The sequence below is a fragment of the Alteromonas gracilis genome, assembly GCF_036870955.2.
Lineage (GTDB): Bacteria > Pseudomonadota > Gammaproteobacteria > Enterobacterales > Alteromonadaceae > Alteromonas > Alteromonas gracilis_A.
In genome coordinates, this window is the sequence record NZ_CP145482.2 from 279984 (window position 1) to 295293 (window position 15310).

The window sequence follows — 15310 nt, forward strand, 5'->3', positions numbered from 1 at the left end:
CTTTAGTAGGGCGGTATTCAGCGCGTATTCGACGCGCTGAACCCCTGCTGTTCAAGCCACGCCATTGCCGAGTCCTCATCACTAAATACGCCAAGTTGTGTGCCTGCCTTTTGGTAAATTCGGCCAAACTGCGCCTCTACCATGGACTCAATAGTTGTCTCACCAATAACCAGCGCTCCAAGTCTCATCCCTTTACTCACACGCCACTCGATCGACTTTTGTAGTTCTTCTTCACCGCCTTTAGTCAACACTGCGGAGCCGTAAAGAAAGCCAAGGAATGCCCAGCGTTCACCGCCAAACTGGTTGATGACGTCCATCATGTCGCGGCTATATCGGGCTATGGCTTCAGTGTCAGCCATGCCTTCAGCAGAAACACCCACTATGTTGCCTAGCACTGCTATTTGATATTGCCCATACTTACTTTTAAGCTTGGCATTGGGGTTTGAAAAAATTTTCATCGAATTCTCGCTTAAACCGTGACTGCATAACACTGGTTTACGCGTGCTAACGCGCCGATACAGTAAAACTCAACGACAAACATTTACCGACTCCTTTTCATTGTAACGCTCTTTTACTCCTTCGCAAGTTGACGCAAAACAAGGTGCAGGTATTTCATGTTTATGGGCTTTCCTATATGACCCGTAAAGCCAAGCCGGGCATAGTGTTCAACTTCTTCCTTCATAACATTGGCAGTAAGCGCCCAAACAGGGACATCTCGATTGAATTCGCGTAGTAACGTAAACGCTTCTATTCCATCCATTTCAGGCATTTGAATATCCATAAGCACCGCGTCAAACTTATGCTTTTTAAATGCTTCAACGGCTATGGCTCCATTTTTCGCGAAGACTAATTTGGCCTGCGTGTCTTCCAGCATAGACGCAATAATGGTCTGGTTAATTTCATTATCTTCAGCAATGAGGATGCGTGTACCTTTTAAGTGCGGAGCGTCGTCATGTTGAATAGGTTGATTGGTATCGCTTAGTGTAGTTTGTTCGAGGGGCAAGCCAACGACAACTGTTGTGCCCTTGTTTTCCACGCTATGAACGTCGATTTTGCCATCCATGAGAGAAATTAAACTAACGGTGATTGCCATTCCAAGACCTGTACCGCCGTACTTACGCGTTGTAGAGGTATCTGCTTGGGTAAAGCGGTCAAAAATGCGCTGTTGAGCTTCTTCACTCATGCCTATGCCCGAGTCAATTACCTCGAGTGTTATGGCGCTTTTTTCATTAATAGTCCCCATTCCGACTCTTATGATGACACTGCCTTCTTCGGTAAACTTAAGTGCGTTTGACGCAAGGTTAAGCAGTATTTGGCGCACGCGAACATAGTCGCCCAACCAACCGTCTACAAAATCAGGTGCGATATCAGCATCAAAGCCAATCGCTTTTTTGTCGGCCATGGGGCGCAAATCTGACATCACATAATCAACAATCTCGAGCATGGAAAAAGGCTGTTGTTCCAGAGCAAGTTTGTTCGCTTCAATCTTAGAGAAATCTAGAATATCGTTAATGATGACAAGTAGTGCATTGGCAGAATAGGTCGCTTTAAAAACCAGTTCTTTGGATGGTTGTGGCAAATCACTTTTTTCGAGAATTTGAAGAATACCTAACACGCCATTCATGGGCGTTCTAATCTCATGACTCATGTTTGACAAAAATTCAGACTTTGCAGCGTTGGCTTTTTCGGCTTCATGACGGGCTTTGTGTAGCGCTGAGTTAGACATTCTTAACGAGGTAAACTGCTCGGCTATGGTATCGGTCATCATGTCGATATGGCTGGCAAGATTTTGAATGACATCGGTACCCACCTTGCCTGCTTTTACGCCAAAATCGCCTTGATCGATAGCATTAACCACGTCGTTCAAATGCAGTAAAGGCCGCACAACTTGTATGTTCAGTACTAGTGCGGTTATTGCTATAAAGAAAAACAAAATAATAATAGAAACTATGGTAACGGCGCCCAGCGTAAAGTTGTCATCAGGGGTAGCTAATGGGTAAAGGCTAACCGCAAACCATTCAACCTGTTCAATATAGTTAAACGCCGCTAGGTACTTATCATTGGCTATTTTTAGCGTGAGCACCTCTGTAGTAACGTCTTTTGCCTGTGCATGCGCTTGAAGGCTTTCAATGACATCTTCTGAAAACATGGCCGTCCAGTTAAGGTTGGCAAAGTTGTTTATAACATCGTTAGCATGAGTGGCGCCCAGTCTTATGTTACCTCTGTCGTCGATGAGTAGGTTTTTCGAGCTCTGTTCGCTATTGGGAAGTAAGTATCTATGAACATCTTCGGCCTTGGCATATGTGCCAACGAGCCCAAGCAACTCATCATTTTCTCTGACAACATAGTCAAGAAAGACCCCGTTAACTTGGGTTTTTGCTTCAAAACTAGAATCAATTAAGAAGTCTTTGCCAGATTCAACAAGTGGCTGATACCACACTTGGTCGTCTTTAACTAATCTATCGTTGATATAGCGGCCGTCTTGTTGATTAAACGAAAACCCGCTTTTTGATAAATCAGAGACTAAGAACCATCCAAAGCACTTAACCAGTCTACAGACCACAGTAAGTTCGTTGATTGCTTGTTTGCTTAAACGCTCATCATCGGCATTTCGCATCCATTGCTGATAAACCCCTTTTTCTAGGCCTATTTCAATCAATTTCTGGTCGCGATCAAAAAACGACAGAGTGCGTTCCCTGGTAATTTGCACTTGTTGTCTTAGGTTTTGCTCAGACAGGGCTAATCGAGTGGCATAGACATACTCACTGGCAAAATAGTATGCAATGAGATAAATAGTGGCAAAAATCACAAAAATGAGTAACACAATTCGTGCGGTAAGCGAATTGGAAAGCGATCGCAACTACTTATTCCTTCAAGATGTGGGTCTATTTAAAGGGTAGCAGCAATATGAAAAAGTGAGTGTAACTCTAGAAAAAAAGCAAAGAACTATTTGTTGCTACAGGCTATTTTGAAGTTTGGCATTTTGGGTAAGAGGAGTAGTTTATACTTGTTTTGAAACCTTGCTCATTGGGGCAGCTTTAGCTGCAAGGCTGAATTAGACAAGCTGCGGACGTTCAGGCTTTAGGTTTTGTGCTACTTATATTCATATTCTTCATCACTCGATGGGTGAAAGCGGAGTATGTTGTACACCTTGAAAACCTATTGAGTGACTAGTTGCATCGCTTCTAATCGGGTGCTCAAAGTTTTGATGTAAGAACGGCTTACTAGCAATTTTAAACCGTTGGTTAAGGTTATTATGCCTTCTCTCCCAGTTCTCTTGAATGACGCAATGGCTTCAAAAGCAACCCAATGCGAGCGGTGAACCTGCATCCCTTTGTCATGTGGTACTTCTAAAATAGCGTCTTTGAGCGCATATAGAATTAGTTGCTTACCATTGGCTGTGACCACCTCAAGATAGTGTAACTGCGACGAAATACACAACAAATCGTCGCCCATATCCTGGCGCAGCTGTGACATAAATGGATAGTTGCTAATAAGCGTTACATCCTTGCTATCTTTGAGCTGACTTTCTGTAGAAGTGCGTTTCACAAAGTGCATACCTACAATCCACGGTGTATTGATTAACATCCAGACCAAAACTGCGGGAAAAAACACGCCGAGCCATTCGTCTACAAGCTCTACTGCAAATGACGCAGGCCATCCTTCATTGGCGAAAAATATGTCAATCAGTAACGCAAGAGGGAAAAGAGACTCGCGCCTACAGCGCCTGAGACAAAAACTTTTTGCCAGGCCGATAATAGGTTAAACGATGACAAAAATGACAAGCCAATATGGACACCGACCATCAGCGCCATAGGCAGTAAACTCTGCAGCTGCCATTGCACTAAACGGGGTAAAAGAGGCTCATCGTTAGTCGAGGAGATAAAAGCAAACACCAGCCCAACGATGACTGCAATGCCAAAAAAATAGCGAAAAGGATTAATATCACCAAGAGGAAACTGCCCATTCATTCAAAAACCTGCCCATTCATACATTAGTGACCTCAGCATGTGTGCCAATTTGTTGGTCTACCGTAAGAATAATAGAAATTCACAAATTTAGGACCACATCACATGAAATTAATCCCGCTATTCATTCTGACTGCTTTGGCAGTATCTCCCTTTCACGTAAGCGCTGAATCTTCTTGGTATATAAAACCGACTTTTGGCGTCAGTATGCTGTCTGATCAGGACGGACAAGTCACCGATGTACTGGGGCAAACTGGAAATGTAGATATTAATCTGGATCGAGGATTTAATGCTGGCATAGCCGCAGGCTATTTTGTTAACGATAACTGGGCAGCGGAATTATATTGGGAATATAGAAGCAATGACTCAGAAACCACCCTACCTGGTGGTTTACAGTTTACTGATGGGAATTTTGCATCGAGTGTGATTGGGATAAACGCCTACCATTACTTTGACAGTGACACCGATTGGCGCTGGTTTGTAGGCGCTGGGCTAGCTTTTACTCAAGAAATTGATATCGATCTAGAAGATGCTTCTGGTGAAAGATCATTTTCAGGCAGCGGAGATACCGGTTTTCAACTTATGTTCGGTGCCGATTATACTTTAAGCAAACATCTATCTGCACAAGCTGAAGTGCGATATACGAACATTACTGATATTGATATGGATGCAGAGGAAAATGTTACCATTGGTACGTTTGAAAATATCGACTACACACCGCTTAGCTTGCAGTTAAGCCTTAAATACAGTTTTTAAATTCTCTGTGCAGGCTGTATTGATGTTGTACAGCCTGCAAGTTTTTTTGTGCTTTCGAACAGAAAACATTGGCGCATATCGAACAACATATAGTGACTGCCATACGTACATAAGAGCCTGATAGGCTTGGTCATGCTTTTTGAAAATACTGGTTTAAGTCCAAACTAGGCATACACCTTTGAAGTGCATGCCTATAAATCGATTATTCTTCGTGAATAACGTCTTTCAAATACTGAAACAGTTCTCTAAACGCCTTGGGTGGCGCATTTTTCTCACGCTCTTTTTTAATTTGGCGGTGAAACTGACGCAGCTTTTGTCTATCTAGCTCGGGGTGAGCTTCTATAAGTTTTTGAATAGCTGGGTCGCCTTGCGCAATAACTGCTTCACGGGCTTTCTCTAGGGCGTGAAACGCGGCATTGCTCGCCTGATGTTGGTGCGTAATTTTAGAAAGCGCTTCTTCAATGGCTGCGGTATCACGTTGGCGCAAAACCTTACCAATAAATTGAAGCTGGCGACGATAGCCATCTTTTTTCTTATTCACTTTACGTGCAATGGCTACTGCGTCGGCAAGTTCTTCGTCCATTGGAATGGTGGCTACGTGTGCATCGGTTAGGTTAACAAGGGTTTCACCTAGCTTATGTAGCTCTTTAGCCTGACGCTTTAGTTCAGTTTTACTGACAAAGTCTTCTTCTTCGAACTCATCCGCTTGCGCATCTTCGAAGTAAGGATCTTCAGGAGAATTGTATTTCTGATCACTCATTTCAAACTCATTAGTGTTACACTTTAGGTAAATTGTAACTATCACAGTCGAATTAAGACAGCGAAACTTACTATGCAAATTGAGCAGCAGTTAGCAGACATTCAAAATGTCGTAGATGATGTACTTAAGTTAGCCCTTTCAAAAGGGGCAACACAAGCAGAAGCAAGTATGTCAAAAGTGCAAGGCATTGCCGTGTCTTCACGAATGCAAGAAGTTGAAAACGTAGAGTTTACTAACGATGGTGGCCTTGGCATAAGCGTTTATGTGGGCAAGCGAAAGGGCAGTGCATCTACTGCTGATTTAAGTAAAGCCGCGCTAACACTAGCCGTAGAAAAAGCGGTCGACATTGCGCGCTATACCAGCGAAGATCCTTGCACTGGTTTAGCTGATGCAGAGTTAATTGCCACAGAATTTCCTGACTTAGACCTGTATCACCCTGAAGAGCTAGACACACAAAAAGCTATTCAAACGGCAATCGAAGCTGAAACTGCCGCCATGAACTACGACTCACGTATCACAAATTCAGATGGCGCTTCATATAATGCGAATTTGGGCATGCGCGTTTATGGTAATACACATGGTATAAATGCGGGATATCCAAGTTCTCGCTACTCATTGAGCTGTATGGTTATTGGCGCCCAGGGCGACGATATGCAGCGCGACTATGCGTATACGGTAAACCGACAGGCGCCATTATTAAAATCAGCGGTATCAGTGGGTGAAGAAGCGGCAAAAGCGACGGTAGAGCGTTTGGGCGCGCGTAAAATTAATACCGCTAACGTGCCAGTGATATTGCATCGCGATGTTGCATCAAGTTTGTTTGGTCATTATGTCGGTGCGATCAGCGGTGGCAGCCTTTACCGACGTTCAAGTTTCTTACTAGATAGTTTAGGGCAACAAATTTTCCCAGAATGGCTGAATATTGAAGAACGACCACTGATTAAGTCAGGCCTTGCGAGTTCAAGCTTCGACAATGAAGGCGTGGCATGTGCAGATATGACAATTGTTGATGCGGGTAAGTTATCAACATACCTTTACACCACCTATTCTTCACGTAAGTTAAATACTAAGTCAAACGGTCACGCTGGCGGCATTCATAATTGGCTGGTGGGCGACACAGGGCATTCTGACGCAGAACTACTCAAAGAGATGGGCACAGGTTTATTAGTGACTGAGCTTATGGGGCAGGGCGTTAACGGGGTAACGGGTGACTACTCTCGCGGTGCAGCAGGCTTTTGGGTAGAAAATGGCGTTATTCAATACCCTGTACATGAGGTGACTATTGCCGGTAATTTACGCGATATGTTTAGCGGTATTGTTGCGATTGGTGCTGAAAAAGACGCGCGGGGCAGTGTACAAACCTACTCAATACTTATCAATCAAATGAAAATAGCTGGTAGCTAAGCAACCTCTTCTCTGTACTTTGTAGGTGAAACGCCAACCGACTTTTTAAAGCGTTTAGAAAAAACGAAAACGTTGGCGTAACCTACATAATTGGCGATATACGATATCGGCCATTGAGTTCCCTTCAGTAAGCTTTTCGCCCGATGCATTCGCAAAAAAATAACGTGTTGCATAGGGCTTCTTCCGTATTGTTTTACACAAAGCTAGGTGAAGGTGCGGTGCTGAATAGTGCGCTTTTTCACTTAAGTGCTGCATGTTCCACTCGAACTGCAATTGCCTATCAACGGCAGAAAACAACGTGGTTAGACGCTTGTTGTGAGCGTTGTGCTTGTCCTTTTCCTCTGTTTGTTCATAGTTGTCTACGGGTGCACCATCTGCGAATAGTGCTTTAAGGTAGTGCGAAACCACTTGAATAGCCGCTTCTCTGTTTTGGCTAATGCGCTCTAAATACAGAAGCTCCATGGCGTGATGCAGCCCTTCAAGCGAGGCATGTTCTATTACATAGGCGCCTTTTCTTAAAAGCGACTTCCATGTAGCGGTATTAGATAAGTTTAACCAAAATATATCCCAAGAATGCCCCGAGATACTTACTTCGAAACTCTGTTTAGCTGGCAGCACAATAAGCTCGCCTTCATTTAGCGAAAAAACACCCGACGGCGTTCTAAAAACACCACTTCCTTTCAGTGAATAAAAAAGCGTGTGATTTGGCGGTGCTACTCTGCCAACAGTATATTCGCCTGATAAGTTTGAGCATCCAGCCAATTCTATGTCTAAATGGCCTATTTCTGGCGCATTACTATTGTCAATGAAACGTTCTATGCAGTTTGGGCCAATATTTACGATGTCAGAAAAAGCAGGTTGCATAAATGTAAAATGATAATAATGGATAAAGTAATGAGAGTTTAGAGCATAAAGGAATTCGCATTTTTTCGCTATATTTCGCAGTTATTGAACTAAGCTGCAAACACAGGCAGAGAAGAGAAGGATAAGAAATGGCTACTGTTGCTCAGGTTGTCGCCCAAAATGATTGGCAAAACCCCGTTGTTTATCAACGCAATAGAGTTAATGCGCATAGCCCGCATAACGGCTTTATGTCGCTTGAAGACGCACTTCAAAACACCAACGCGCAAAAGCGCAGTCTAAACGGGACATGGTATTTTCGTCTGTTTGATGCGCCTGAAAACGTAACAGAAAGCCTCGTTGACAGTGAGCTATCTGACACGGAATCTGCATTGTGGCAGTCTATAAACGTACCTTCTAACTGGCAGCTTCAAGGGTTTGATAAGCCTATTTATTGTAATGTGAAATATCCCTTTGCCGTTAATCCTCCTATTGTCCCAAGTGAAAACCCTACAGGGTGTTATCGCACAACATTCACTATGGACAAGGCAAGCCTAGAAAAGCGCAATCATATTGTGTTTGAGGGCGTAAATAGTGCGTTTCATTTGTGGTGTAACGGGACCTACATTGGCTACTCACAAGACAGTCGATTACCTGCTGAGTTTGACTTATCAAGCGTGCTGGTAGAAGGCGAAAACCGTATTGCGGTAATGGTTATTCGTTGGTCTGATGGTAGTTATCTTGAGGATCAAGATATGTGGTGGTTAAGCGGTATATTCCGCGATGTCAGTCTTGTAACAAAACCACATCACTGCATTCAAGATGTATTTGTTACCCCTACGCTTGATGCTTGCTATCGCGACGGTTGGGTATCAGTGCGCACAGCCATCAATGCTCCCAGCAGCTTTAAAGTGGAAGTACAGTTATTTGAAGAGGGCAAGGCTGTAACAGAGCCAGTGGTAACAGGTACCAATAATAAGCGCATCGACGAGAAAGGTGGCTGGGACGATGTGATATTCCAGCGATTAGATGTGACAGCACCTAAGCATTGGACTGCAGAAACCCCAAACTTGTACCGCATCGTTGTATCCTTACTAGACGAAAACAATACGGTGGTAGACCGCGAAGCCTACAATATTGGCTTTAGAAACATTGAAATGAAAAATGGACAGCTATTAGTTAACGGTAAAGCCGTGCTTATTCGTGGTGTGAACCGACACGAACACCATCAAAGCAAAGGGCATGCAATTAACGAAGACGATATGCTTGAAGACATCAAGTTGCTAAAGCAAAACAACTTTAATGCCGTGCGTACTGCCCACTACCCAAATCATCCTCGTTGGTATGAGTTATGTGATGAATATGGGCTGTATGTTGTCGATGAAGCCAATATAGAAACCCACGGCATGTTCCCTATGGGGCGTTTATCTCGCGATCCACTATGGGCAGGTGCTTATATGGCTCGATTCACTCAAATGGTGGAACGAGACAAAAACCACGCGTGCATTATTATCTGGTCGTTGGGTAACGAGTGCGGACATGGCCCTACACACGACGCTATGTATGGCTGGGCGAAGTCTTTTGACCCGTCGCGCGTAGTGCAATATGAAGGGGGCGGTGCAGACACGTCGGCCACAGATATTATCGCGCCTATGTACGCTCGTGTTGATACAGACGTGAAAGATGATGCGGTACCTAAGTGGGCTATTAAAAAATGGTTGTCTATGCCTGGAGAACATCGCCCGGTTATTCTGTGTGAGTACGCACACGCAATGGGGAATAGCCTAGGCAGCTTTGACGAATATTGGAAGGCGTTTAAAGAATATCCCCGCCTTCAAGGTGGCTTTATTTGGGATTGGGTAGACCAGGGACTGACAAAGCATACTGATGATGGTACAGCATTTTGGGCATACGGCGGTGACTTTGGTGATACCGAGAATGACAGACAATTTTGTATTAATGGTCTGCTTTTTCCAGACAGAACGCCCCATCCTCATATGTTTGAGGCTAAATACTGCCAGCAACACTTAAGCTTTACGCTGCTAAAACAAGCGCAAACCATAGATATTGAGGTAGCCAGTGACTACCTCTTTAGACATACCAATAATGAAATAGCGCGTTGGCAAATACTGGAAGAGGGGAAAGTAATACAGCAGGGAGAAGTACCTTTAGAGGTAGCACCTCAATCAAGTTCAATGCTGTCTATTACGCCTGATATTACGTTTGCTGCAGGAGCAGCTTATCATCTAAATATTGACGTTGTATTAGCAAAAGATAGTACTTGGGCACGTGCAGGGCATGTCACCGACACTGTACAGCTTAATTTGACCAATACGGCTGGTTTTTTGGTCTTTGAAGGTCCAAGCGAAGCGGCAGATAACGCTGCAATTAATGTTAGTGCTGCTGAGTCTGCATTAGTCGTTGAAGTCGCGAACAATACGTTTAGCTTTAACAGTGAAAGCGGCTTATTAATGTCGTGGCTACAAGATTGTGAAGAAATATTAAGTGCTCCACTTGAGGATAGTTTTTTTCGAGCGCCATTAGATAATGATATCGGCGTAAGCGAAGTAGATAACCCTGATCCTAATGCATGGGAGTCGCGTTGGCGCCGTGCAGGTATAGGGCAGTGGTTACGCACATGTACCAGTGTCAGCGCACAACAAGGTTTGCATGATGTGCGTATAACGGCTTTATTTGAGTACACCTTCAATAACAAGGTTATGTCTGCAACCAAATGGCTGTACACCATTAATCAACAAGGTGAACTGGAAATATCAGTGAATGTGGTTTTCGACGACAGTATGCCGCCTATGCCCCGCATTGGTATGCAAACAGCCATTCCTGCAATGCAGAACTATTCGGTAGGTTCTCAAGATGAAGATGCAGGGTTGCCCATTATGTGGAAAGGTTTGGGGCCGCATGAGAACTATCCAGACAGGCTTGCCAGTGCGCGCTTTGGTGCATACTCCTTGCCATTGAAAGATATGCAAACACAGTATATTTTCCCGTCTGATAACGGCTTGCGCAGTCACTGTAAGGAACTATCAATAGGTAAGCTTGAAGTAAAGGGAGACTTTCACTTTAGTGTAAGCGAGTACGGTCAAGCCCAGCTCGATGTTGCAAAGCACACATGTGATTTAACCAAGCATGACTGTGTATTTGTTTATATTGACCATGCGCATATGGGCGTTGGCGGTGACGATTCGTGGAGCCCAAGCACCCACAAGGCATTTTTACTTGAAGAAAAACGTTATAGCTACACGGTGACATTAAAAGCAGGTGGTGCCCTCGCGTAGAAGAATAAAAAAAGCCGCTATTTTAGCGGCTTTTTTAAATGTGTTTGAAACGGTGTAAATCAGTGTATTAACCGTCTACCTGACCACAAAAGCGATAACCTTCGCCGTGGATGGTTACAATCAACTCTTCGTCAGTCGGATCTGATTCAAAGTGCTTACGAATACGACGAATAGTCACGTCAACAGTACGGTCATTAGGTCGAAGTTCACGACCCGTCATTTCCATAATAAGCTGTTCACGGGTAAGGATCTTACCTGGGTTGCTAAGGAATAGGTGTAGTGCTCTAAATTCACTGCGTGGTAAGCGGAATTCTTTTCCGTTAGGTGAGATGAGTGAACGGCTATCGCCATCAAGAGTCCAGCCGTTGAAGCTCACGCGGCTTGGTAAGTCGTCATCTTCAGAAGAGTTAGTTGTACGAGACAGTAAGTTGCGTGCACGGATCGTAAGTTCACGAGGGTTAAACGGCTTAGTCAGGTAATCATCAGCGCCAATTTCAAGGCCAAGAATGCGGTCAACATCGTTGTCACGCCCTGTTAAGAAGATAAGGCCTACATTTTTGCGGTCGCGCACTTCACGCGCCAAAATCAGACCATTTTTACCCGGCAGGTTAATGTCCATGATAACCAAGTTGATGGCGTGATTTTCGAAGAAATCATGCATTTGGTCACCATTTTCAGCTTCAAATACATTATACCCTTCCGCTTCAAATAAACTTTTCAGCGTGGTACGGGTTACCACTTCATCTTCTACGATTAACACATTTGGCGTCTGCATGGTGTTTTACACTCTTTCTAAAATACGATTTAAGCAACTAACTGGTTAAATTCTAATATTCATGTACTTGATTGCAAGTAACTTGTGAATATTCTTATTGTTAAGTTATTGGGGTTAGCCAATAAATATCAAGAAAAGTTCATACTTTATACAACTAATTAGAAGTCTTGGCATTAGTTACTGGGAATATAATAACAAATTCCACGCCTTTGCCTTCTTCACTGGTGATAGAGATGGAGCCGTTCAAGGCCTGTGTCACCAAGTTGTATACTAAGTGCATTCCTAAACCTGAGCCACCTTGTCCACGCTTGGTTGTCACGAAGGGGTCAAATATGCGTTTGCGAATTTCGGGTGAGATGCCCTTTCCGTTATCTGTATAAACTAGCTTTAATTTACTGCTACTTACCATTTCGGCACGAATATCAATTGTGCCTTCTTCTATGTTTTCAAACCCATGAATAACCGAGTTCATAATCAGGTTAATCAGAATTTGATTAATCGGGCCAGCCTTGGTTTCAACGCTAAGGGTAGGGTCGCAATCTAGGTTGATGTTGTGTTTTAATTTTTTTAATCGCGGCTGCAATGACAGTAGTATCTCATTAACTAGCTGTTCAACGCAAAAACTTCGGCTCGATTCCGACGTTTGATCCACAGCGACTTGCTTAAAGCTGCTAATGAGTTCAGCTGCTCTATTCAAATTGCGATAGATAATATTGAGGTTTTCGTTGCTCTCATCCAAGAAGCGCTTCATGGCACTTGCTTTGAGCGTTTTGTTCTCAAAGTCATTTTGGATAACTGATAGACGGTCTAACATCATTGTTGAAGCTGTTACGCCAAGTCCAATTGGCGTGTTTACTTCGTGCGCTACACCCGCAACCATGTCACCCAGCGAGGCCATTTTTTCGTTCTGTACAATTTGGCGCTGGAATTGATGCAGCTTCTCTAGCGTTTGTATAAGCTCTTGGTTTGCATCTTTCAACGCTGTTGTTCGGTGGTTTACCATGTCTTCTAAGCTGGCATTTAGCTTTCTATGCTGTTCTTCCGCCTGTCGCTGCTTTTGCATGTACTCTTGCATACGCAGCAATAATACGTTTACAGCATCCGCAAGTATGTCCAGCTCATGTATTGTCGAGCCATCGGCGCGTGCTGAATAGTCTCTTTGTCTTGAAGTTCGTTGAAGAAAACCAGCGATGGCTTCAACAGGACCCGTCACTACGCGTTGCATTCTAACAGCAGAGTAAAAACTGACACCTAAAAGAATGAATGCGACGATAAGGTTCAGCCATATAGATTTACCAACAAGTTGGTTGAAGTTGTCTGACGATACGCGTAAGTAAACCCACCCCAACTGAATGCTGGTTTCTTCGTCAAAAATTTTGGTGCTGAGTTCTAAATAATGACCAGAGTCAGCTAACACTGGGTTCATAAGCAGCGTGGTAAGCTGATTTTCCTTACCACCAAGCAGTAGCTGGCCTTCTTTATTGTAAGACGCAAAAATTTCAGGAGTTGGAGAGGCATTGTCTAAGCGGTAAACATGGGCATTAAGAACATATTCGGCTGCGCTTAAATTTTTAAGCGTCGATTCAATTCGCTCAGGCGTTTCGTCATAAAGGTAATCAGCAGAACTTCGCGCCACTAACTTGGCCAACATGATGGCGTTAGACTCAAGTTCTTGACGATAGGTTTTGATTTGCGTGTAGATTGACAGGCCTGAAAGCACGGTAAGCGAGAATGCGGCGATCGACATCACCACCCATAAAAATAGGCTACGAATTGAAAACTTGACTGCCTTTTCCGTCATATCCGTCTTTGTATGTTATCCAATCACATCTTCCGTAAATTAATAGTGGCGCATTATTGCGCAAAAAGAAAGATACGTATAAACAATAATTAATGTTACTAGCTCAAGAGTTTATTGAGCTTTGTAACCCGTAATCAGTGCATTTAAACACACTGTGTTTTTTTACATAGCGGCTTTATAAAGTGCCTGGTAGTTAAGGGCAGCGCTCTCCCACGTAAAACGCGTATTCATTCCCCTTATTTGCATTGCTCTAAATTCAGCTGGGTGCTCATAAAAGGCTAGCAACGCACGGCGAATGCATGAAAGCAATGCTTCGGGTGTTGGGTCATCAAACACAAAGCCTGTACCGTCTTCGTGAGAGTAATCAATGACGGTATCTTTTAGCCCGCCAACAGAACGAACAATAGGAATAGTGCCATATGCTAGGCTGTACATTTGATTAAGCCCACAGGGCTCAAACTGAGACGGCATTAAGAAGAAGTCTGCACCTGCCTCAACCAAATGTGCATGCTCAGAGCTAAAGCCATTAATAAAAGAAAACTGTTCAGGGTGTTGCTGAGCAAATTCACCTAAATCCATGCACACTTTGGGGTCGCCAGTTCCCACAATAACCATTTGCAAGTTGTGCTTAACCAGTTCATCTAGAATGGGCAGTATGTACCCAAATCCTTTTTGCTCGGTAAGTCTGCACACCATTCCAATGAGAGGGACAGCAGGCTTTTGCGGCAAACTCGATTTTTCTTGAAGCGCATGTTTGCAACCTGATTTAGGGTGCAAGTTATCAACGCTGTAATGCTCAGGAAGGTACTTATCGGTTTGTGGGTCCCATTGCGTGTAATCGCAACCGTTTAATATTCCGCTTAAATCACTGCTTCTATTTACCAATCTTTCATGTAAACCATGGCTCCCCAAGTCGGTCAGCAGTTCTCGTGCATAGTTCGGGCTTACCGTTGTAACTTTGTTGGCAAACTCGATACCACTTTGCAACATATTGATGTAGCCGCCATGTACCTGAGCCAAAATACTAGGGTGATGACGCAAGAAAGGGATTTCTTCTAGCTTATGTACGCCTTGAAAGGCGGCGTTGTGAATAGTGAATACGGTTTTTGTGTTAGCAAAAAAGCCCGACTTATCGTGTGCTAACAAAAATGGCAGCATAGCGGTATGCCAGTCGTGGCAATGAATAATGTCTGGCTGTTTATCGATGGCTTGCAAGGTTTGTAGTACAGCACCGCTAAAAAAGCTGAAGCGCTCGCCATTATCGTCGTAAGCGTCGTAGGCGTTTGAGTATAAGCCTTCACGCATGAAGTGATCGGGCGAGTCAACGAAATAAACGGGTATGCCGTTCCATTGCATGTAGCGAATATCGAACTGATAAACTTGGCCTTCAGTGAAAAGGGTTTGCTTTTCAGTGATGCCAGCGAGCTGGTATTCTTCTGCCAATACTTTGTAATACGGCATTACAACACTGACATTATTGCCTAATGCGTGAAGTGCCAATGGCAGTGCTTTACCGACATCTGCAAGGCCGCCAGTTTTAACTAATTCTTCTACTTCCGAAATCGCAAATACAATGTTCACAGGTCATCCCCTTAGTGCTAGCAGTGCGAAGCACCAATAAAGCTGCGCTAAATTCAACGAAAGAGTTAGGAACGCCACATCTATGAAGGCATGAAGTGGCGCGGTCGCAATGTGCGGATAAGTTACGTT

At 43.9% G+C, this 15310-nt stretch carries 11 protein-coding genes and 1 pseudogene; 3 read left to right on the top strand and 9 right to left on the bottom strand.

The features are described 5' to 3' along the window. Nucleotides 1-17 precede the first annotated feature (17 nt). The 4 genes from V6N89_RS01345 to V6N89_RS01360 form a co-directional block, all read right to left on the bottom strand. Nucleotides 18-458: a hypothetical protein gene (locus V6N89_RS01345; protein WP_338519817.1), complete on the bottom strand. Its 441-nt coding sequence runs from the start codon at nt 456-458 to the stop codon at nt 18-20. 113 nt (nt 459-571) lie between these two features. After that, nucleotides 572-2860: an ATP-binding protein gene (locus V6N89_RS01350; protein WP_338519818.1), complete on the bottom strand. Its 2289-nt coding sequence runs from the start codon at nt 2858-2860 to the stop codon at nt 572-574. Between the two features lie 299 nt (nt 2861-3159). Further along, nucleotides 3160-3549, bottom strand: coding sequence for a LytTR family DNA-binding domain-containing protein (locus tag V6N89_RS01355; RefSeq protein WP_346993306.1), 390 nt, complete (start codon nt 3547-3549; stop codon nt 3160-3162). A 137-nt stretch (nt 3550-3686) separates the two neighbouring features. Continuing rightward, nucleotides 3687-3971: a hypothetical protein gene (locus V6N89_RS01360; protein WP_338519820.1), complete on the bottom strand. Its 285-nt coding sequence runs from the start codon at nt 3969-3971 to the stop codon at nt 3687-3689. Nucleotides 3972-4073: 102 nt separating this feature from the next. On the opposite strand from V6N89_RS01360, the gene V6N89_RS01365 reads away from it, so the two are divergent. Beyond that, nucleotides 4074-4724, top strand: a complete 651-nt coding sequence (locus V6N89_RS01365; RefSeq protein ID WP_338519821.1) for a porin family protein — start codon at nt 4074-4076, stop codon at nt 4722-4724. Nucleotides 4725-4926: 202 nt separating this feature from the next. On the opposite strand, the gene yjgA is transcribed toward V6N89_RS01365, so the two are convergent. After that, nucleotides 4927-5484 (bottom strand): ribosome biogenesis factor YjgA, encoded by a 558-nt coding sequence (gene yjgA / locus V6N89_RS01370; protein WP_338519822.1) that lies wholly within the window; start codon nt 5482-5484, stop codon nt 4927-4929. 72 nt (nt 5485-5556) lie between these two features. On the opposite strand from yjgA, the gene pmbA reads away from it, so the two are divergent. Continuing rightward, on the top strand, nt 5557-6888 hold the full coding sequence (gene pmbA, locus V6N89_RS01375; RefSeq protein ID WP_346993307.1) for a metalloprotease PmbA: 1332 nt from the start codon (nt 5557-5559) through the stop codon (nt 6886-6888). Here the strand turns inward: pmbA and V6N89_RS01380 are convergent. Beyond that, nucleotides 6885-7752 (bottom strand): annotated as a pseudogene (locus V6N89_RS01380) (helix-turn-helix transcriptional regulator). The gene pmbA and the pseudogene V6N89_RS01380 sit on opposite strands and share 4 nt — an antisense overlap. Nucleotides 7753-7880: 128 nt before the next feature. Here V6N89_RS01380 and V6N89_RS01385 point away from each other — a divergent pair. Further along, entirely contained in the window at nt 7881-11024 is a 3144-nt protein-coding gene (locus V6N89_RS01385) for a beta-galactosidase (protein ID WP_338519823.1), read from the top strand. Nucleotides 11025-11091: 67 nt separating this feature from the next. Here V6N89_RS01385 and arcA read toward each other — a convergent pair whose 3' ends face one another. From arcA to glgA, 3 genes are all read right to left on the bottom strand, one after another. Next, nucleotides 11092-11799, bottom strand: coding sequence for a two-component system response regulator ArcA (gene arcA, locus V6N89_RS01390; RefSeq protein WP_014996957.1), 708 nt, complete (start codon nt 11797-11799; stop codon nt 11092-11094). A 154-nt stretch (nt 11800-11953) separates the two neighbouring features. Then, on the bottom strand, nt 11954-13600 hold the full coding sequence (locus V6N89_RS01395) for a sensor histidine kinase (protein WP_338519824.1): 1647 nt from the start codon (nt 13598-13600) through the stop codon (nt 11954-11956). 162 nt (nt 13601-13762) lie between these two features. Beyond that, the gene (glgA, locus tag V6N89_RS01400; RefSeq protein WP_338519825.1) at nt 13763-15181 is read right to left on the bottom strand and encodes a glycogen synthase GlgA; all 1419 of its coding nucleotides are present in this window, start codon (nt 15179-15181) and stop codon (nt 13763-13765) included. Nucleotides 15182-15310: the final 129 nt, after the last annotated feature.

Bases quoted from the DNA above. Each gene is read 5' to 3' on its own strand.
- V6N89_RS01345 (WP_338519817.1), bottom strand. From the start codon at position 458: ATGAAAATTTTTTCAAACCCCAATGCCAAGCTTAAAAGTAAGTATGGG.
- V6N89_RS01360 (WP_338519820.1), bottom strand. From the start codon at position 3,971: ATGAATGGGCAGTTTCCTCTTGGTGATATTAATCCTTTTCGCTATTTT.
- V6N89_RS01365 (WP_338519821.1), top strand. From the start codon at position 4,074: ATGAAATTAATCCCGCTATTCATTCTGACTGCTTTGGCAGTATCTCCC.
- yjgA (WP_338519822.1), bottom strand. From the start codon at position 5,484: ATGAGTGATCAGAAATACAATTCTCCTGAAGATCCTTACTTCGAAGAT.
- pmbA (WP_346993307.1), top strand. From the start codon at position 5,557: ATGCAAATTGAGCAGCAGTTAGCAGACATTCAAAATGTCGTAGATGAT.
- V6N89_RS01385 (WP_338519823.1), top strand. From the start codon at position 7,881: ATGGCTACTGTTGCTCAGGTTGTCGCCCAAAATGATTGGCAAAACCCC.
- arcA (WP_014996957.1), bottom strand. From the start codon at position 11,799: ATGCAGACGCCAAATGTGTTAATCGTAGAAGATGAAGTGGTAACCCGT.
- V6N89_RS01395 (WP_338519824.1), bottom strand. From the start codon at position 13,600: ATGACGGAAAAGGCAGTCAAGTTTTCAATTCGTAGCCTATTTTTATGG.